Below are 18,927 nucleotides of genomic sequence, written 5' to 3'. Positions count from 1 at the left end.
AGGACGCGTTGTCGGGCCAATATCGACCGTGGCCGAGCGGTCATCATTGCGGGCGGTGCGAAGAACTTGGGCGGGCTGATCGTACGGAATCTTGCCGAGCATGGCGCGGGGGCGGTGGCGATTCACTAAAACAGCGCTACTTCGAAGGCCGCCGCAGAGGAGACGCAGGCCCCGATCGAAGCGTTTGGTGCCAAGGTATTTGCGATCATGCGGACGCCGAGCGAGGAACTCAGTTACAGGATGCTCTGCCTAGTTGCGAACCTGGATAACGCCGAGGTCCCTTCGTCGCAACCGCAGTATTCACGGATCGCGTCGGGCACTGTGGTAGGGTTGCACGACGCCGATTGGTGGGAGCCTGTCAGATTTCCCGTGTGCCAGAGGTCATGAGATGCTTATTAGCAGAATTAACCATGACCGTATCGATGTCCACCAAGAAAAGCACGAAACTGTCACGTCACCGGAGGCCGACTCATGAAGAACAGGACCAGCTTCGCGCTCACGCTCCTCGCGCTCGTGATCACGCAATCAGCTTGGGCGCAGAGCGAACGATGTGAGGCCAAGCGAGGCGCTCTGGAAAACGAGATCGCTTATGCGAGAGCGCACGGCAACAAAGATCGGGTATCAGGACTGGAGACTGCGCTGTCAAAGTTGACGGCCAACTGCACGGATGCGGCGCTCGACGCCAAAACGGAACAAAAAATCCGCGATGCGCAGAAAAAAGTAGATGAGCGCGAACGAGATCTTGAAAAGGCCAAAAAAGAGGGAAAGAGTCAGTCCAAGATTGCGCAGCGGCAGCGCAAATTAGACGAGGCACACGCGGAACTGCAGCGCGTACAGGTAGAAGCGGCAAAGTAGCCATCGGGCAAGGCTGCGACTAGCCGTAGGGTCTAGTCGTGCCAATGATCCGCCCCCATCATGGTGAAATGGCCGCCCGCCAGAGCGCCAGCAGTATCTGCATACTGACTGCCATAAGCGCGACCAACAGCGAGGTTGCAGGCGAACGGTTGCCTCTCGGTGAATTCCGCCTCACGCCGGCGGTGAGAGCGCATGCCGGCAAGTTTGCGACATTGCACTAGGCCATCGGTCGCATGAATACGACTCACTAAGTGAGCCCACGAGGTTGGCTCAGAAGGCCCTAGCCGCTGCCGGGAGATAGAAAAAAGCCCCGCACACGAGCTGTGTGCGGGCCTCGGGATTGCCATAGGGATCGATTTCTATAACGGGCCGAGTTGTGCTGCCCTTTGACTTCGCCTCCAACCCGCTCGCAGTCCGGCGCTGGACTGCTTGAGAACAAGCACATCAATCAATCGAAACGTCATCGCATGTCACCGGCCTCGTGTGCTGGGAATCCACGCGATTTCGTGTTGCACAGCCCCTCCTCAAGAGTATCGCGCTTGATCTTCTTTGCGAGGGACCATTTATGGACTTCCGTCGGTCCGTCATAGATTCGAAATGCGCGCAGTTCTCGAAAGGCCTGCTCGACGATGGTGTCGCGCGAGACGCCATTGCCGCCGAGGATCTGTACGCAGCGGTCTGCAACGCGGAACAGCGCCTCGGATACCGCTACCTTTGTCATCGAGCTTTCCGTCGTGGCTAACGACCCAACGTCGAGCACTCCTGCGCACCAGTCGATCATCAGCGCCGCCTGTTGCAGATCGATGAGATTCTCGGCTAGCATGAAGCCGACGCCCTCGTGATCGATCAGAAGCTTTCCGAACGCCTTGCGCGTCGTGGCATAGCCCCGTGCGATCTCGTCGGCGCGCGCCACGGTACCGAACCAGCGCATGCAATGGGAAAGCCGTGCCGGCGAAAGACGCACCTGCGCGTACCGGAAGCCTTCGTTGACTTCGCCCAGCACTTGGTCGGCCGGCACGCGCAGATTATCGATCACCACCTGCGCATGGCCGCCTGGCATCGAACTGTCGATCGTGTCCAGCACGCGCTCCGTGCGGATGGCAGGATGCGGCAGGTCAACCAGGAACATCGTGGCCTGCGCGCGATCGCCACCGTCATCGCTGCGCGCCATCAGGATCCCTACCTTGGCACCTTCTGCGCCCGTGATGAATTTCTTGCGACCGTTGATCACCCAGTCGTCGCCATCGCGCACGGCTCGCGTCTGCAGCATCGACGGGTCTGATCCGGCGCCGCCTTCCTCGGCCGGCTCAGTCATGAAAAACGCGGAGCGCGCCTCGCCCCGCACCAGCGGATCGAGGAAACGCGCCTTCTGCGCCGACGTGGCCACCTTGCCGAGCAGGAACATGTTGCCCTCGTCGGGCGCCATTGTGTTGACGGCCACCGGGCCGAGCGGCGACAGGCCCGAACGCTTCAGCACCGCTGCGGTTTCCGCTTGGCTCAGATGCGATCCGTCAGGAAGGATATGCGGCGTCATCACGCCGGCGGCGCGCGCCTTAGCCCGCAGTTCCTCGACCAGTTCCGCTGTGGGGCCATGCGATTCGCAGCGCGCATCCTGCTCGTACGGCACGACGACGTCGCGCACAAATCGCTCCACGCGCTCGGCGATGTCGCGGCTTCTTTCAGTGGGATAAGGGGTGAACATGTTCAGGATTCCTTATAGCGTATTGACCAGATGGCCGCCATCGACGGCAAGCACGGCGCCCGTCATGTAGCGCGAGGCGTCGGAGGCCAGCAGCAGCAGCGGCCCGTCGAGATCCTCCAGTTGTCCAAGACGGCGCTGCGGGATGCGCGTGATCAGCGCGCGCCCGGCATCGCTTTGCCAGAACTCCCGGTTCAGGTCGGTATCGATATAGCCCGGCGCCAGCGCGTTGACGCGAATGCCGTAGCGCGCCCATTCCAGCGCGAGCGTCTTGGTCAGTTGCACGACGCCCGCCTTGGACACGGCATAGGACACGACACCTCCCGCCTGACGTAGCCCAAGAATCGACGCCACATTCACAATACTGCCGCCGCCGCGTTCGCGCATCCCCGGCACCAACGTCTGGGCCAGGAAGAACATCCCCTTGAGATTGGTATCCATCACCACGTCCCAGTCTTCCTCGCCATGCATGTGCGCCGGCCCCTCACGGACCAGCCCGGCGTTGTTGATCAAGATGTCGATGGGCCCCACCTCGCGCGCCAGCGCGACGCGCGACGCTGCATCGGTCACGTCCAGCGCCACGCATTGTGCGCGGCCGTGCTCGCCCACCTGCCTGGCCACCGCCTCCAGCGCGTCCAGGCGGCGTGCCGCCAACACGACTTCAGCGCCATGCTCCGCCAAGCGGCGTGCAAAGTACGCGCCCAGCCCGCTCGATGCGCCCGTAACCAATGCCCGCTTGCCTTGCAGGCTGAGGATCGAACCGTGCATTCCGTCTCCGTTCGCTTTAATATTAGGACCAGATTGTAGGATGATTTCATCCCATGTCAACGCCGCTGCAGGCATCGACAACTTGATCCGGTAGAATCCCGCCCGTGACGACTTCGCCATCTCCCCCTCCCATCGCGGCCCCTGCCAATGCGTCGGCCGACGCCGCCACCCCTGGTCGCAGCGCATCGGACTCAGCGTCGGACTCCGTATTTTTTGGTCTGATCAACGGCCTGGAACTGGGTCGCTTCGTCCCGGGGCAGCGCCTCGTGGAAACGGATCTCGTGGCCCAATTCGCGGTGGGCCGCAATTCGGTGCGTGAAGCACTGCAGCGGCTTGCCGCCGAAGGCATCGTGGAATTGCCGCGACATCGCGGCGCTATGATTCGCCAGTTGAGCCTGCAGGACACCCTCGACGTCCTCGATGTGGCGGAGCGTATGACGGGCCTGCTGGCGCGCGCCGCAACGCGTGGCAGCGGCGATCGCACGCTGGCCCGGAACCTGCGCGGCGCGGTGCAGGAACTGGCCGCAGCGGAAAAGGCGCGCCATGACGAGGCCTTCTCGACCGCACGACGTCATTTCTATCGCGCGCTGCTGGACATGGGCAATAACCGCGAACTACGTCGGCTGTTTCCAACGATCCATATGCCGATCGTCCATGCGCAACATCGTCTCGCCTCCCTGCAGCAAATGCGGCTGGCCGACTATCGGCGCATCGCCACCGCCGTAATTGCCGGAGACCCTGACGCCGCGGAAGCCGCGGGGTCGTTGCACGTGCAAAACGTACGAGCCGCGATTCTTTCCGCGCAACCGGGCGCGATCCAGTCCCGCTGAGTCGCCTGGTCTGTCCTCCGGCCTTTGAATCGCAATGGCTGATGCGCGCTTCCAGGATGAGGAATTACCCCTAGAGTGGCGCTTGCAGTCGTTTCGACAGCACGCGCTGACGGTAGAATCGACATCCTCTTTTTGCTCCTTGCCCGGCCAGCCCATGCGCACGGCTCCCGCCAAGTTCTCCGTTCCTCAACCGGTGCGCACGCATATGCCGCGCGAACGCCTCGCGGCGCCGGTCGTCGCGGCGGACGGTATCCGTCTGGTCTCGGTACACGCGCCCGCCGGCTTCGGCAAGACCGGCGCCATGCTCGACATCCTCTCCGCCTGCATGCACGAAGGCGTACGTACGGCGTGGATCCAGTTGGGCCCCGCCGATAACGATCTGTCGATCTTCCTGAGCGCCCTCGACGTGGCGGTGGACATGCTCGGCGACGTGGACCGCCAGACGGAACCCTCATCAGACACGCGACCCGGCCCGCTCATGGCCGATACGCTCGTCGAACGGCTTACGCAGTTTGCCGCGCCATTCGCGATCTTCCTCGACGACCTGGAATCGCTTCACAACCCTGCCACGCTGGAATTCATGCGGCAGTTGATCGCACAGTTGCCCGCGCACGGTCGCTTCGTGATCGGCTCGCGCGGCGTGCCCGATCTTGGGCTGGGACGGCTTCGCGCACATGGCCGGCTGCTCGAAGTGACCGCCGAGCAGTTGCGCTTCACGCCCGAGGAAACTGCCGCCTACCTGGCCCGTTGCGCGCCTGGCGAACGCGTCGCCACGCTCTCCGCCAGCGATCTGCGCCGCCTGCATCGACGTACCGAAGGCTGGGTGGTGGCCATCTGGCTGGCGGTGCTGGCAATGCGCCGCCGTGATGACGTATCGGGCTTCATCGATTCCTTCTCCGGATCCGATGTCGCCGTGTCCGACTATCTGGCCGAGGACGTACTGTCACGCCAGCCGCCCGACGTCTATGAGTTCCTGCTGAAGACGGCCCTGCTCAATCCGTTCAGCGCGTCGCTGTGCAACGCCGTCACGGAACGCGATGATGGCGCGGCGATGATCGAGCGGCTAGCGCACGAGAATCTCTTTCTCGTCAGCATCGACGCCGCGGGTCAGTGGTATCGCTATCACAGCCTGTTCGCGGATTTCCTGAAGGCGCGACTCGCGCAGCGCTATCGTCCGGACGAGGTCGCACGGATGCACCGGCTCGCCGGGGCCTGGTTCGCCGCGCAGGCGCGCCCGGTTCCCGCCACCGAACACGCACTCAAGGCCGGCGACGTTGACACCGCGCTGGGCCTGCTGCGGCAACATGCCGACGTGTTGCTCTGGCAAGGCCGGGTGCGGCTCCTGGCGCGCTGGTTCGATGTGCTGCCCGCCGGCAGCCTCGCCAATGACCCGCGCCTCAGGTTGGTACACGCCTGGGCGCTGACCTTCCTGCATCGCAGCGACATGGCGTTGGCGCTGCTCGAGGGCATGCGCGAAGCGGGCGAACGTGATGCGGAGATCGCGGCGCACATGCTGGCGCTCCATGCGTTCATCCTCGCGCTGACCGACAAGCTCGATCGCGCCCACGCCGCCTGGCAGGCATGCGCTCGACAGCTGTCGTCAGCGCACGGATTTCCATATGGCGTTCAACTGAACTCACTGGCGTCTTGCCATATCTACCTCGGGCATTTCGACGAAGCCCGCAGCATGCTCGATGCCAGCCGTCATGCCAACGCCGAGATCGGTGGCTCGGCGAACATCCGGATCGCGCAATGCCTCGAGGGATCGATCGACCTGACACAGGGGCGGCTGCGCCAGGCACTGGTGCGCTATCGCGGCGCACATGATCCGCACGGTTCCGATCGGCAACCTCGCGAGCTGCGCGTCGACGGTCAGGAGATCGCGGGCGCCTTCCTGGCCGAGGCGCTCTATGAAGCGGGACGTCTGCGCGAAGCGCAGCGCCTGCTCAGCGCCTACCAGCCGCTGATCCGCGAGGCGGCCTACATCGATCCGATCATCGTCACGTTCGTCTTGCTCTGCCGGATGTCGCTGGCCGATGGTTGCGAAGACGACGCGATGCTGTGGCTCCACGATTGCGAGCAGATGGGCTATCGTACGGGCCTGTTGCGCATGGTGGCCAGCGCGCGACTGGAGCGTGGCCGCATCGCACTGCTGCGCGGCGACCGCGAAGGCGCGCGCGCCGAACTGGCCGCCGCCTCGGCACTCGATGCATGGTCATTCGGCCCCGCCTACGCGCCGCATGCCAATGACTTGGAAACCATCGCGCTGCTGGAATGGCGGCTGGCCATTGCCACCGGCAACGACACCGCGCACATCGTCACACATACCGTCACGCCCTTGCGTGCCGCGCTCGCCGAAGCCGAAGCCGCCACGCGTGGCCGTCGCGCACTGAAGCTCCGCATCCTGCTGGCTCTGGCATTGCGTGCGACTGGCGACGACGAGGGCGCGCTGCACGCCATTGGCACGGCGATCGACACCGCTGCCAGCGAAGGCTTTGTGAGCACGTTTGTTGATGAAGGCGATGGGATCGCTGCTTTACTGCGCGGACTGCAGACACGCACCGATCTGGCGACCAGCGATGCGTCACGCGCGCTGATCCGCGAGGTGCTGCAACAGATGCCGTGTCACCACGATGCAGTGACCAGCGCGGAAGCCTATCGATTGACGCAGTCCCCGCAAGCCTCGGCGGCCGAATCGATCGCCCCGGCCGACATCGAAGTGGATGCCGCACATCCAGATGGCTTGACAGGTCGCGAGCTGAACGTGCTGGGCCTCCTGGCCGAGGGCCTGTCGAACAAAATCATGGCGCAGCGGCTATTCGTGTCCGAAACTACGATCAAGACCCATCTTCGCAACATCAACAGCAAACTCGACGCCACCTCACGCACGCATGCGGTGGCGGTGGCGCGCAAGCGGGGACTGATCCGCTAGGGCTAACGCGGCGCCGCGCGTCGCGTTAGCCGGTTGCGCCGCGCCGTCAGACGGCCTTCTTTACATACTTGCAGGTCGACTGCGACAGTGGGCGGAACGCCTTGTCGGCGGGAATCGTCGCCTTCAGCGTGTAATAGTCCCACGGATATTTCGACGCTTCGGGCTTCTTCACTTCGAACAGATACATGTCGTGCACCATGCGGCCGTCCTCCCGGATATGCCCGTTCCGTGCGAAGACATCGTTGACCGGCAGCGACTTCATCGCCGTCACCGCGGCCTTGGCTTCGTCGGTACCCGCCGCGTTAACGCCCTTGAGGTAGTGAAGCACCGCCGAATAGGTGCCGGCCTGCACCATCGTCGGCATCTTCTTTTGCTTGTCGAAGAACCGCTTGGACCACGTGCGCGACGCTTCGTCGCGGTCCCAATAAAAGCCATCGGTCAGGTACATGCCCTGCGTGGCCTTCAGGCCCAGACCGTGAATGTCTGTGATATGCGTCAGCGAGGCCGCCATAATCTGCTTCGGCGTGACGCCGAATTCCGCCGCCTGCTTGACGAGGTTGGCGGAATCGCCCGCCGCGTTGGCCATGCCGATGACGGCCGCCTTCGACGACTGCGCCTGCACGATCTGCGACGAGAAGTCGGATGCGCCGAGCGGGTGGCGCGCGGCGCCCACGATCTGACCGCCTGCCGCCTTGACGGCCTCCTCGAATCCCGCGCGCAGCGCTCGGCCGCCCGCGTAATCCGCCTCGATGAAGAACCAGGTCTTGTGGCCAGCCTCGGTGATGGCGCGTGCCGTCCCCTGACCCTGCGAATACTCGTCGTAGGCCCAGTGGATCGTGGTCGGCGAGCAATCCTCGTTGGTAATGCGCAGCGACGCTGGTCCCGTGGGAATGACCACGCGGCTTTTCTCGTTGGCCAGGTTCATCACGGCGAGCGTCACCGCCGACGACGGCAGGTCCACGATCATGTCTACGCCCTCGCGGTCGAACCACGTGCGCGCGATGTTCGCGCCGACGTCGGGCTTGAGCTGCATGTCGCCGGACAGCAGCTTGATCTTGAAGGCGGGCTTCGCCTGCGCGTTGAAGTCGTCGATCGCCATCTGGGCGGCCAGTACTGAACCACGTCCGCTGGCGTCGGCATAGACGCCGGAAAGATCGGTCAGCACGCCGATGCGCACCTCGCCATCGGACAGTTTCTCCGGCTTGGTGGCGGCCTGCACGATGCCGCCGCCCAGTACCAGCGCCGCGCATGCCAGCGCGCGACACGAAAGCAAGAATGACTTCATGATCTGTCTCCTCCTGGTTTTTTGAATGGACCACCAATGGCAAGGGCGCACACGGATCTCTGTCCGGTCAGCGTCCAACGCCTGCGCGGGACGCGCCCTATCGCATCTTTTCCGTCAGCCCGAGCGAACGGGCCACGATCTCCAGCATGATCTCCGACGCGCCCGCATAGATGCGGGATACCCGCGCATCGCGGAACATGCGGCTGATCCGGTATTCGTCCATGTAGCCCGCGCCGCCGTGCAGTTGCAGGCAATCGTCGATCAGGCGATTCTCCAGTTCCGACGCCAGCAGCTTGGCTGACGCCGCGCTGGTTGGCGTCAGCCCACCCGCGTTATGCGCCATCACCAGCGTGTCGATCCAGCCCTGCATCGCCTCAAGCTCGGCAAAGCGGCGTGCCAATGTGAACCGCGTATTCTGGAATGCAGCCAGTGGACGCCCGAACGCGTGGCGCTCACGCACATACGCCAGCGTGAGATCCAGCGCCACCTGCGCATGCGCCATCGACTGGCACGCGGCTAGCAGGCGCTCCTCGGCCAGCCCTTCCGCCAGATACGCGAGCGCCTGCGTCGGGTCTCCGAGCACGTTGGCGTCCGGCACGAAGACGTCGTCGAAGTACAGTTCCGCCGTGTCCTGCGCATCGAGCCCCAGCTTGACCAGCCGCTTGCCGCGCGTGAAGCCGGGCATGTTCCGCTCCACCACGAACAGGCCGAACGCGCGCGGCGCCGGCCCGGTGCGGGCGGCCACGATGACCAGGTCGGCGTTGATGCCGTTCGAGATATAGGTCTTGGCGCCACGCAGTCGCCAGCCGCCATCGGTGCGCTCCGCGCGCGCCTGCATGCCAGCCAGATCGGAACCCGCGGCCGGCTCCGTCATCGCAATGGCCAAGATGTGTTTGCCACGCGCGGCGTCCGGCAGCCAGCGCGCCTTCTGTTCGTCCGTTCCGAGGCGCCCGATGTACGGCGCCACCAGCCGCGAATGCAATGTCAGGAACAGACCGATGTCGCCGTGACGGATCGTCTCTTCATAAAGAATCTGCTCCAGCCGGAAGTCCGGATTGCCTGAGCCGCCGTACGCCTCGTCCGCCCACATCAACAGCAGGCCAAGTTCCCCGGCTTGTTCGAAAACCGTGCGGTCGCAGCAGCCGGCTTCGCGCCAGCGGTCCACATGGGGTGCTACTTCGCGGCGCATAAATCGCGCCACAGTCTCGCGGAATTGATCGTGTTCGGGCTCGAAGATCCGTCGTGTGATGGTCATGCCCGGGCTCCTTCATAGAACGGCGTCTGCTGTTCGGCGCGCGACCGCAATGCGTCGCCGGGACGGAACCGCACGCCATGCGCAGCAGCCAGCGCATCGCAAGCCTGCACGAAGCGCCGCAGCCCCACGGTTTCCACCAGTGACAGCGGACCGCCACTCCAGCCAGGAAACCCGAGCCCCAGAATCGCGCCCAGATCCGCGTCGGCTGGCGCGGTAACCACCGCCTCTTCCAGGCAGCGCGCGCTTTCCAGCGCGGGCATGTAGAGCAGGCGCTGCTTCACTACCTCGACATCAGGCTGGTGCGACGACAACGGGAACGCCTCCGCCAAGCCGGGCCACAGATGCTTGCGAGCGTCCTTGGGATAGACGTAGAAACCGCCTCCGGCCTTGCGCCCCAAGCGGCCTAGCGCATTCATGCGCGCGATCACCGGTTGCGCGTGCGATCGCACAAACGGATCGCGCAAGCCATCGGCAATGGCCTGATCGACCACGCGCTGTTGAAGATCCAGCGAGACTTCGTCAAGCACGGCAAGCGGACTGGCGGCAAAGCCCGCCATGCGTGCGGCATTCTCGATCAGCGCCGGGCTCACGCCCTCGGCAAGCATCGCCAAGCCCTCATCCACGTACGCGCAGAACACCCGGCTCGTGAAGAATCCCGGGCTGTCGTTGACCACGATCGGCACCTTGCGCAGTTGGCCAGCCAGGTCCATCGCACGCGCCAGCGTGTCACGCGATGTCTGCAGACCGCAGATGATTTCAAGCAGCGGCATCCGTTCGACGGGCGAGAAGAAATGCATGCCGATAAAACGCTCCGCACGATCCGTGCATGTCGCCAGTCCGCTGATCGGCAACGTGGAAGTGTTCGACGCGAGGATGGCGTCCGCGCGCATGGCAGCGCACGCCTGCGCCAGCACGCTGGCCTTGATTGCGCGATCCTCGAACACGGCCTCGATGACGACATCGCAATCGGACAGCGCGTCGTACTGCGTGGTCGCCGTGATGCGATCACCGAACGCGCCGAGCTGCGCTTCGACCAATCCTGCTCGCTTCGCGAGCGTCAACGCGCGCTCCCTTGCCGTATCGGCCTGCGCGTGCGTCGCGTCGAGCAGTACCACCTCGATACCCGCCTGCGCGGCGGCGTATGCAATCCCCGTACCCATCATGCCGCCGCCCAGCACACCCAGCCGGCCCACAGGCGCAGCGGGAATGCCGGCCGGCCGATGGGCAAGTCGCGCATAGCGCTTGCGATTGACGAACTGTGTGCGGATCAGATTGCGCGCCACCGGATTCGTGGCCAGTTGAGAGAAGTACTTGGCCTCGATCGCCATGCCCGTATCGAAGGGCAACTGCGTGCCTTCGTACACTGCGGAAAGAATCGCCAGCGGCGCCGGATAGTTGTCCTGCGTGCGTGCCCGCACCTGCGCGATACCACCATAGAAACTGCGCGAGGCATGCCCGGACAGCGCGCCCACGCCGCCCGGCACGTGGAATCCCTTGCGATCCCATGGCTGGCTGGCCTTGCGATGTGCCAGCACCCATTGGCGCGCGCTTTCCAGCAGCGCGTCACATGGGACGACGGCATCGACGATGCCCAGTTCCAACGCGCGCGCCGCACCCACGGCATCGCCATCCAGCAGCAATGGCAAGGCGGCCTCGATGCCGATCAGGCGCGGCAGCCGCTGCGTACCTCCACCCGCCGGCAGCAGGCCGACCTTCACCTCAGGCAAGCCCACCGAGCTCCCCGGCGCATCGGCAATCACGCGATGGTGGCAGGCCAGTGCCAGTTCCAGCCCACCGCCAAGCGCCACACCGTGCAACGCAGCAGCGAACGGTTTGCCGCAAGTTTCCATGCGGCGCATGAAGGCGTTCTCAGCCGCAAAGGACGGGACAGCCGCACCGCCGCGGGCCAGGGCCGCGTCGATGCCGGCACCAACGGCCTTGAGATCGGCGCCCGCGAGGAAGCCGTCCTTGGCCGAGGCGATCACCGCGCCAACGATACCGTCATCGGCCATCACGCGGTCAACGGCGGCGGTCAGTTCGCGCGTTAGTTCGGGCGTGTAGACGTTCACCGGCAAGCCGGGACAGTCGATCGTGATCAAGGCGACGCCATCGGCGTCCACATTCAGGGAAATCGTGCTCATGACGTCGTGGATTCGGTAAGTTGGGATGTCGGCGACGATGTGGCGAGTATTGGCATCAGATCCGCTCGACGATCGTGGCGGTGGCCTGCCCGGCCGCTGCACACAGCGTGACCAGCCCGCGTTCGGCGTCGCGCCGCTCCAGTTCATCGATCAGCGTGCCCAACAGCATCGCGCCCGTGGCGCCCAGCGGATGGCCCAGTGCAATCGCGCCGCCGTTGACGTTGATGCGATCGGGATCTATGGCGAACGCGCGCTGGTAAAGCAACGGCACCACAGCGAAGGCCTCGTTCACTTCGAACAAGTCGATGTCGCGAATCGACAAACCGCTGCGGGACAACAGCTTGTGGGTCACCGGTAGCGGCCCGCCAAGGTTCATCATCGGCTCGCTGGCAATGGATGCGAAATACCGGACCCGCGCACGAGGCTTCAGTCCGTGTCGTTCGCCGAACGCCTGATTACCGACGAGCACGGCTGCCGCGCCATCGACGATGGCGCTGGAACTACCACTGGTGTGCAGATGCTCGATGGCTTCCAGCTCCGGGTAGCGACGCAAGCCGATGGCGTCAAAGCCCTGTGCGCCCGCGGCGGCAAATGCCGGCGCGAGGTGCGCCAAGTCTTCCATCGTGGTGGCGGCGCGAATCGCTTCGTCCTGCGCCAGCACGACATTGCCGAGCACGTCTTGCACTGGCACCAGCGAGCGGGCAAACGAGCCGGTATCCCGCGCGCGCGCCGCGCGCTGCTGGCTCTGCATCGCGTAGTTGTCCAGTGCTTCGCGCGAGAACCCTTCACGCGTGGCAATCAGGTCCGCCGCCACGCCGTTGGGCATGTATGCAAACTGACGCGTCACCGCCGGATCGGTATAGATGGCGCCGCCGTCGGAGCCAATTGGCACGCGCGTCATCGATTCCACGCCACCGCCGATACCGGCCTCGATCTGCCCCGCCATCACGCCAGCCACGATCTGATTGACGGTATCGAGTCCGGACACGCAGAACCGGTTGAGTTGATAGCCGGGCACCGCCTGGTCATAGCCGGCTACCAGCAATGCCGTGCGCGCGAGGTCTGCACCCTGCTCGCCAAGCGGCATCACCACACCCAGGCCAACATCCTCGATCTCTCGAGAATCGAAACCGTTGCGCTGGCGCAGCGCGGTCAGTATCTGCGCGGCCAGCGAGACCGGCGTGACCTCGTGTAGCGCCCCTGTGTTGCGGCCCTTGCCGCGTGGCGTGCGAACGGCGTCGTAGATGAAAGCGTCATGCATTGCAGCGGGTTCCTTGCGAAGTGCGTGATCGTGCAGCCGCGTGCGTTCGACGCGGCAACTGGGAGGCTGGCAGGGCCGGCGGGGCCCGTCAGGTGCGCAGGCCTGGCAGGCTTAGAGGCGGTCCATTAGGTGATTGCCGTAACGCTCACGCAGGGCCAGCTTGAACAGCTTGCCCGTAGCCGTCAGCGGGATGCTATCTGTGAACACCACCGCGTCGGGCTTCCACCACGTGGCCACCTTGCCGTCGTAGGTCGACAGGATTTGCTGTTCCGTCAGCGTGACGCCCGCCGCGCGCTGCACCACCAGCAGCGGCCGCTCGCCCCATTTCGGATGCGCGGCGGCGATGCACGCCGCCAGTTGCACGCCCGGCACGCCGGCCGCGATGTTCTCGATCTCGACCGAGGAAATCCATTCACCGCCGGACTTGATGACGTCCTTGCTGCGGTCCGTGAGCCGCATATAGCCGTCCGGATCGATCTCCGCGATATCGCCTGTGGGCAGCCATCCATCTTGCAGCGCGCTGCTCTTCGCGCCGTAGTACCGGCTGATGGCCCATGGCGCGCGCACCTGCAGATACCCGGCGCTGTCGCCCCACGGCAGTTCCTGCCCATTGCCATCCACGATGCGCATGTCGGCGCCGGCCACGATGCGTCCGGCCGAACTGAAGATCGCGGCGCGGCGCTCGGCGGGCGACAGGTTGGCCTGATGCTGCAGCGGCTGCGCGCACGTGGTCAGCGCGGCGGTCTCGGTCATGCCCCAGCCTTGGTAAAGCTCCACGCCCAGTTCCGCATAGGCCTCGATCATCGATGGCGGCGTAGCAGCGCCGCCCAGCAGCAGCCGGCGCAGCGTCGTGAAGCGCAGGCCGTTGGCCTGCATGTACCGCAACAGGGTGAACCAGACGGTGGGGACGCCGATCGAGAACGTGACGCCTTCGCTCTCGATCAGCTTGTAGAGCGATTCGCCATCGAGCCTCGGCCCAGGCAACACCAGGCGCGCGCCGGTCAGCGTGGCCGAGAACGGCGCCTCCCACGCATTGGCGTGGAACATTGGCACGACTGGCAGCACCACGTCGCGCGCCGAAATGTTGTGCGAATCCGGCAGCGCGCAGGCATAGGCATGCAGCACCGTCGCGCGGTGCGAATACACCACGCCCTTGGGATTGCCCGTGGTGCCCGACGTGTAGCACAGGAATGCGGGCAGGCGTTCGTTCAGGTCCGGCCACGCGTAGTGGCCATCCTGCGCGGCCAGCCAGTTCTCGTACCCGACCACCGCGTCATTGCCCAGGCGCAGGTCCGGGTCGGCATCGCCCAGCACGATCCAGCGCTCCACGCTAGGGCATTGCGGCGCAATGGTCGTCACCAGCGGCAGGAAATCCGGCGAGAACACGATGAAGCGGTCCTGCGCATCGTTGATGATATGGACGATCTGTTCCGGAAACAGGCGCGGATTGATCGTATGGCACACGGCCCCCATGCCGCCGATGCCGAAATACAGCTCGAGGTGCCGATGGTCGTTCCATGCCAGCGTGCCGACGCGATCTCCCTCGCGCACGCCCAGTGCCAGGCAGGCCTGTGCCACGCATCGCGCACGGCGATCGCATTCCGCGTAGCTATGGCGGTGCACGACGCCGTCGATGACCGACGTGATGCCGGACTGCCGATGATGACGGGCCGCGGCCTGCAGCATCCCGGGCAGCAGCAACGGGATATCCATCGAATAGTCAAGCGGTGCGGCGGTCATCGTGTTGTCTCCGTCATGTCGTTTTTGTCGTAAGGCTGCCCTGCGGATCGATTATGGACGGCCTGTGACAGAGTCCGCCTCGTCCGATCGGACGATTCTTTCGCGGCACACGCCGCCCGATGTGCAAGCGGCGCACCGCGCCCTTAAATCGTCCGATCGGATGAGGCGCCTGCCCCGTCATCTTTCCATAATGGCCGGGACATCTGATGCGATTGCCGCACGACGGCAGACTCCGTGTTTTCCCTGACGACGTCATGCCGTATGCCCCATCGCCGTGCCACGACCGCCTTCTGACCCACCCTTGTGATGACCACTGACTCGCCCGTGACCGCTGTTTCCCACCCCACCCCGCACCCAGTCGCCATCGACGTCGATCGGCTCGGTGCGTGGCTGCATCACGCCGGACTGGGCCATCACGGCGAACCGGCGCACTTGCGCACGCTGTCTGGCGGGCAATCCAATCCCACCTATCTGCTCGAAGCCAACGGCACCACGCTGGTCCTGCGCAAGCAACCACCCGGCCCGCTGTTGCCGTCCGCACATGCCATCGATCGCGAGTACCGCGTGATGCAGGCGCTGGCCAACAGCGGCGTGCCTGTGCCACGCATGGTGGCGTGGTGCGAGGACGCGGATGTCGTAGGCACGCCGTTCTACCTGATGGAATACGTCAAGGGCCGCAATTTCGTCGACCCAACACTGCCGGGACTGAGCGTGGCGGAGCGCCAGGCCATCTATGCCGATATCAATCGCGTGCTGGTTGCGCTGCATGACGTCGATTACGCGGCGGCCGGTCTGTCGACCTTCGGTCGCCAGGGCAATTACTTCGCCCGGCAGATCGATCGCTGGACACGCCAGTACCGCAGCGCGGGGGGCGCCCGCATTGATGCCATGCAAGCGCTGATTGACTGGCTGCCGGCACATGTGCCCGATGGGGACGACACCTGCCTCGTACACGGCGACATGCGCATGGACAACCTGATCCTGCATCCCACGGAACCTCGCGTGGTAGCGGTGCTGGACTGGGAACTGTCCACGCTCGGCCATCCGCTGGCCGACCTGTCCTACTACTGCATGTCCTGGCGCGTGCCACCGGAGCTATGGCGCGGCGTGGCCGGCGTGGACCTGACCGCGCTGGGCATTCCGCAGGAGCACGCCTTCGTCGAGGACTACTGCCGCGCGCGCGGCATCGATCGCATCCGGCATTGGGATTTCTATCTCGCCTACAACCTGTTCCGCATGGCCGCGATCCTGCACGGCGTGGCCGCACGCGCCGCGCTGGGCAATGCGGCCGGCGCCGAAGCGGCCGCGATGGGCGCGAAGGTCAGGCCGCTGGCCGAACTGGGCTGGCGCTGCGCACGGCGCGACGGCGCACCCTAGCACGCACACCCCTGGCACGCACACCCCTGGCACGCACGCCGAGGCGCCCGCTGCCGGATTGCCGGATTCGGGCGTACGTACCCCACAACGACAACGATAAACACCAGGAGACAACGATGCATGAATTCCGTTATCGCGGCGCGATCCGCGCTTGCGCCGGCATGACCCTTGCCGCCTCGGTGTGCCTGGGCTCCACCGCCCTCGCCGCCGATACCACCACGGCCGCCACCTACCCCGACAAGGTGGTCAAGATCGTCATGCCGTTTCCTCCCGGCGGCATGGGCGATACGCTTGCAAGGCTGCTGGCCAACCAGTTGGCGAAGGAGTGGAAACAGACCGTGATCGTGGAAAACCGGCCGGGCGCGTCGGGCATGATCGGCAACGAGTACGTCGCCCGCGCGCATCCCGATGGCTACACGCTGCTGCTCACGATCACGCAGGTGGTGCAGGCGCCGGCGCTCTACAACAGCCTGCCCTATGACATCGGCAAGGACTTCACGCCGCTGTCCAAGGTGGCCAACGCGCTGTCGGTGTTCGTCGCGCCCCCCGCTTCCGACGTCAAGTCCCTGAAGGACTATGTGCGGCTGGCCGGCGCAAGCCCCGGCAAGTACAGCTACGGCTCCTACGGCGCGGGCACCACGTCGCACATCTATGCTGAGATATTCAATCGCCGCAACAACCTCACGGTTACGCACGTGCCGTACAAGGGCGCCGCGCCGCTGATCAACGACATGATCGGCGGGCACGTCGGCGTGTCCTTCGTCGACCTCAGCACGGCGCTGCCTTTCGTGAAGGCCGGCAAGCTCAACGCCTATGCGGTGGTCAGCGCCAAACGGTCCGCCGCGCTGCCGAACGTCCCCACCTTCGCCGAACTGGGCTACCAGGGGATGTCCGTGGTCGGGTGGTATGGGCTGTTTGGTCCGGCCAAGATTCCGCCCGAGATTGCCGCGAAGATCTCCCGTTCTGTCGAACAGGCGGTCAACACGCCGGAGATGCAGAAGCAGATCGCGCAACTGGGCCTGGAGCCGATCGGCACGGACGGCACGACCTTCGCACGCATCATCCGCGATGACACCGCGACGTGGTCCGGCATCATCAAGGAAGGCGGCGTACATCTGGATTGAGCGCGCCATGCATCCCTTTTATTGCACAATCTTCGGGGCCGCCGCATGAATCGCCCGCTGCGCTCCCAACAACGTCCTGAGGTTGCCGCAATCAGCGGCATCGGCGAAACACGCTACGGGCGCGGCGTTTCCGACGCCAGCGCGCTCGCCCTGCAGCTTGAAGCCGCATTGGCCGCGGTTCGCGATGCCGGCCTGCAACCGTCCGAGATCGACGGTGTGATTCCCATGGCCAATGGGTCCGCGCTGGCCGAGGATTTCATCGAGAACTTCGGCATCGCCGACCTGCGTTTTTCCGGGACCGTGCCGATGGGCGGTGCCAGTTCCGTGGCGTCGATCCAGATGGCGTGCGCGGTCATCGAAGCCGGCATCTGTCGTCATGTGCTGCTTGTGGCTGGTCGCGACGGGCGCGGCGGCAATATCAGCGAGCGCGTGCGCCAGATGCCGCAGTTCCGCATGGTCGCCGAGTTCGAGATGCCGACCGGCGCGTTCGCCCCGGTGCAGCTCTATGCGCCGATGGCGCGTCGCCACATGGAGATGTACGGCACCCGGGTCGAAGACCTTGCCGAGATCGCCGTCACGATGCGTCGCCACGCGTTGGGACATCCCAATGCGCTGATGCAAAAGCCCATGACCGTGGCCGACCACCTAGCATCGCGCATGATTGCCGATCCGCTGCGCCTGCTCGATTGCAGTCTGGAGAGCTTCGGTGCCGCCGCCGTCGTCGTCAGCGCACTGCCCTGCACACGCGATATGCGACAACGCCCCGTGGTTGTCATGGCGGCTGCCGAAGGCCATCCGCCGTCGCCGTCGGCCATCACTCAGCGCGACGACATCACACGGCTCGGCATCGCCCGCATCGCCGATCGCGTTTTCGCGCAGGCCGGCGTCACGCGCGACGATATTGACGTGGCGCAGATCTATGACTGCTTCACCTATATCCTGCTGTGCCAGCTCGAAGACCTTGGCTTTTGCAATAAAGGCGAAGGCGGCGCGTTCGTGCGCGACGGGCGCATCGGCCTCGGCGGCGCCCTGCCAGTCAACACGCACGGCGGCCTGCTTTCGCAGGCGCACATGGTGGGCATGAACCATATCGTGGAACTCGCGCGCCAGTTGCGCGGCGAGGCCGCCAACCAGGCACCGGACGCGGAAGTCGGCCTCGTCACCGGCTACGGCGACATGGGCGACGGTGCGCTGGCCATCCTGCGCAGGGGATGAACGATGCAAGCCATCACAACGATCGACAACGCGCCATGGCACGAAGCCCTGCGCGCAGGCCAACTTCTGGCGCAGCGCTGCAGCGGTTGCGGCCAATTGCGCCACTATCCTCGCCCGATGTGCCCGCACTGCCATGCAATGCAGGCCGACTGGGTATCGTTGGACGGCGGCGCACGCATCCATAGCTGGACCGTCGTGCATCACAGCATCCTGCCCGGCTTCTCGGACGCTGTGCCCTACACGCTGGTGACCGTCGACCTGGACGAAGGTGGCCGCATGGTGGCCTTGCTCGCGCAGGCCGACGCGGCGCTGCTCATAGGCATGACGGTCCGGATCAGTGTGCAGGTGGGCCCCACTGGCGCGCCGATGCCGGCGTGCCGCCTTGCCGGCGAGACGGCCTCACGCCCCACCCCACCGGTCAGAGACTGATAACGCGGGCATCCCG

14 protein-coding genes and 1 pseudogene are annotated in these 18,927 nt (G+C 65.1%); 8 read left to right on the top strand and 7 right to left on the bottom strand.

Annotated elements, in window-relative coordinates; translation table 11 throughout:
* Window positions 1-21 precede the first annotated feature (21 nt).
* Together MFF62_RS19645 and MFF62_RS19640 are read left to right on the top strand one after the other, a co-directional pair.
* Window positions 22-207: pseudogene (locus MFF62_RS19645) on the top strand (KR domain-containing protein); the annotation flags it as partial.
* Between the two features lie 264 nt (window positions 208-471).
* Window positions 472-855, top strand: a complete 384-nt coding sequence (locus tag MFF62_RS19640; protein ID WP_238264808.1) for a DUF1090 domain-containing protein — start codon at window positions 472-474, stop codon at window positions 853-855.
* Window positions 856-1,315: 460 nt separating this feature from the next.
* Here MFF62_RS19640 and MFF62_RS19635 read toward each other — a convergent pair whose 3' ends face one another.
* Together MFF62_RS19635 and MFF62_RS19630 are read right to left on the bottom strand one after the other, a co-directional pair.
* Window positions 1,316-2,557 carry an acyl-CoA dehydrogenase family protein gene (locus MFF62_RS19635; RefSeq protein ID WP_238264807.1) on the bottom strand — a complete coding sequence of 414 codons (1,242 nt, stop codon included), beginning with the start codon at window positions 2,555-2,557 and terminating at the stop codon, window positions 1,316-1,318.
* A 12-nt stretch (window positions 2,558-2,569) separates the two neighbouring features.
* The gene (locus MFF62_RS19630; protein ID WP_238264806.1) at window positions 2,570-3,322 is read right to left on the bottom strand and encodes an SDR family NAD(P)-dependent oxidoreductase; all 753 of its coding nucleotides are present in this window, start codon (window positions 3,320-3,322) and stop codon (window positions 2,570-2,572) included.
* Window positions 3,323-3,453: 131 nt separating this feature from the next.
* On the opposite strand from MFF62_RS19630, the gene MFF62_RS19625 reads away from it, so the two are divergent.
* Both MFF62_RS19625 and MFF62_RS19620 read left to right on the top strand, forming a co-directional pair.
* Window positions 3,454-4,152, top strand: a complete 699-nt coding sequence (locus tag MFF62_RS19625) for a GntR family transcriptional regulator (RefSeq protein ID WP_238264963.1) — start codon at window positions 3,454-3,456, stop codon at window positions 4,150-4,152.
* Window positions 4,153-4,186: 34 nt separating this feature from the next.
* Window positions 4,187-7,084: a winged helix-turn-helix domain-containing protein gene (locus tag MFF62_RS19620; protein ID WP_238264805.1), complete on the top strand. Its 2,898-nt coding sequence runs from the start codon at window positions 4,187-4,189 to the stop codon at window positions 7,082-7,084.
* Window positions 7,085-7,130: 46 nt separating this feature from the next.
* On the opposite strand, the gene MFF62_RS19615 is transcribed toward MFF62_RS19620, so the two are convergent.
* From MFF62_RS19615 to MFF62_RS19595, 5 genes are all read right to left on the bottom strand, one after another.
* Window positions 7,131-8,369, bottom strand: coding sequence for an ABC transporter substrate-binding protein (locus MFF62_RS19615; protein WP_238264804.1), 1,239 nt, complete (start codon window positions 8,367-8,369; stop codon window positions 7,131-7,133).
* A 97-nt stretch (window positions 8,370-8,466) separates the two neighbouring features.
* Window positions 8,467-9,624 (bottom strand): acyl-CoA dehydrogenase family protein, encoded by a 1,158-nt coding sequence (locus MFF62_RS19610; protein ID WP_238264803.1) that lies wholly within the window; start codon window positions 9,622-9,624, stop codon window positions 8,467-8,469.
* A complete protein-coding gene (locus tag MFF62_RS19605; RefSeq protein ID WP_238264802.1) occupies window positions 9,621-11,765 on the bottom strand; it encodes a 3-hydroxyacyl-CoA dehydrogenase NAD-binding domain-containing protein in 2,145 nt (714 codons plus the stop codon). The genes MFF62_RS19610 and MFF62_RS19605 overlap by 4 nt, the downstream gene beginning before the upstream one ends.
* A 55-nt stretch (window positions 11,766-11,820) precedes the next feature.
* Complete coding sequence (locus MFF62_RS19600) at window positions 11,821-13,026, bottom strand: acetyl-CoA C-acetyltransferase (RefSeq protein ID WP_238264801.1); 1,206 nt, start codon at window positions 13,024-13,026, stop codon at window positions 11,821-11,823.
* 111 nt (window positions 13,027-13,137) lie between these two features.
* On the bottom strand, window positions 13,138-14,766 hold the full coding sequence (locus MFF62_RS19595) for a long-chain-fatty-acid--CoA ligase (protein WP_238264800.1): 1,629 nt from the start codon (window positions 14,764-14,766) through the stop codon (window positions 13,138-13,140).
* Window positions 14,767-15,072: 306 nt separating this feature from the next.
* Here MFF62_RS19595 and MFF62_RS19590 point away from each other — a divergent pair, with 306 nt between their 5' ends.
* From MFF62_RS19590 to MFF62_RS19575, 4 genes are all read left to right on the top strand, one after another.
* Window positions 15,073-16,143 carry a phosphotransferase family protein gene (locus MFF62_RS19590; protein ID WP_404990790.1) on the top strand — a complete coding sequence of 357 codons (1,071 nt, stop codon included), beginning with the start codon at window positions 15,073-15,075 and terminating at the stop codon, window positions 16,141-16,143.
* Window positions 16,144-16,259: 116 nt separating this feature from the next.
* Window positions 16,260-17,267 (top strand): Bug family tripartite tricarboxylate transporter substrate binding protein, encoded by a 1,008-nt coding sequence (locus MFF62_RS19585; protein ID WP_238264799.1) that lies wholly within the window; start codon window positions 16,260-16,262, stop codon window positions 17,265-17,267.
* A gap of 45 nt (window positions 17,268-17,312) precedes the next feature.
* On the top strand, window positions 17,313-18,482 hold the full coding sequence (locus tag MFF62_RS19580; RefSeq protein ID WP_238264798.1) for a thiolase family protein: 1,170 nt from the start codon (window positions 17,313-17,315) through the stop codon (window positions 18,480-18,482).
* A 3-nt stretch (window positions 18,483-18,485) separates the two neighbouring features.
* Window positions 18,486-18,911, top strand: coding sequence for a Zn-ribbon domain-containing OB-fold protein (locus MFF62_RS19575; RefSeq protein WP_238264797.1), 426 nt, complete (start codon window positions 18,486-18,488; stop codon window positions 18,909-18,911).
* The last annotated feature ends 16 nt before the right edge of the window (window positions 18,912-18,927 follow it).

It is taken from the genome of Cupriavidus pauculus, assembly GCF_022179805.1.
GTDB classification, from domain to species: domain Bacteria; phylum Pseudomonadota; class Gammaproteobacteria; order Burkholderiales; family Burkholderiaceae; genus Cupriavidus; species Cupriavidus pauculus_E.
This window is presented reverse-complemented; position numbering and strand designations above follow the sequence as displayed.

Excerpts from the sequence above, each read along its gene's own strand:
- MFF62_RS19640 (WP_238264808.1), top strand. The coding sequence starts at position 472 with ATGAAGAACAGGACCAGCTTCGCGCTCACGCTCCTCGCGCTCGTGATC.
- MFF62_RS19635 (WP_238264807.1), bottom strand. The coding sequence starts at position 2,557 with ATGTTCACCCCTTATCCCACTGAAAGAAGCCGCGACATCGCCGAGCGC.
- MFF62_RS19630 (WP_238264806.1), bottom strand. The coding sequence starts at position 3,322 with ATGCACGGTTCGATCCTCAGCCTGCAAGGCAAGCGGGCATTGGTTACG.
- MFF62_RS19620 (WP_238264805.1), top strand. The coding sequence starts at position 4,187 with ATGGCTGATGCGCGCTTCCAGGATGAGGAATTACCCCTAGAGTGGCGC.
- MFF62_RS19615 (WP_238264804.1), bottom strand. The coding sequence starts at position 8,369 with ATGAAGTCATTCTTGCTTTCGTGTCGCGCGCTGGCATGCGCGGCGCTG.
- MFF62_RS19610 (WP_238264803.1), bottom strand. The coding sequence starts at position 9,624 with ATGACCATCACACGACGGATCTTCGAGCCCGAACACGATCAATTCCGC.
- MFF62_RS19605 (WP_238264802.1), bottom strand. The coding sequence starts at position 11,765 with ATGAGCACGATTTCCCTGAATGTGGACGCCGATGGCGTCGCCTTGATC.
- MFF62_RS19600 (WP_238264801.1), bottom strand. The coding sequence starts at position 13,026 with ATGCATGACGCTTTCATCTACGACGCCGTTCGCACGCCACGCGGCAAG.
- MFF62_RS19595 (WP_238264800.1), bottom strand. The coding sequence starts at position 14,766 with ATGACCGCCGCACCGCTTGACTATTCGATGGATATCCCGTTGCTGCTG.
- MFF62_RS19590 (WP_404990790.1), top strand. The coding sequence starts at position 15,073 with ATGACCACTGACTCGCCCGTGACCGCTGTTTCCCACCCCACCCCGCAC.
- MFF62_RS19585 (WP_238264799.1), top strand. The coding sequence starts at position 16,260 with ATGCATGAATTCCGTTATCGCGGCGCGATCCGCGCTTGCGCCGGCATG.
- MFF62_RS19580 (WP_238264798.1), top strand. The coding sequence starts at position 17,313 with ATGAATCGCCCGCTGCGCTCCCAACAACGTCCTGAGGTTGCCGCAATC.
- MFF62_RS19575 (WP_238264797.1), top strand. The coding sequence starts at position 18,486 with ATGCAAGCCATCACAACGATCGACAACGCGCCATGGCACGAAGCCCTG.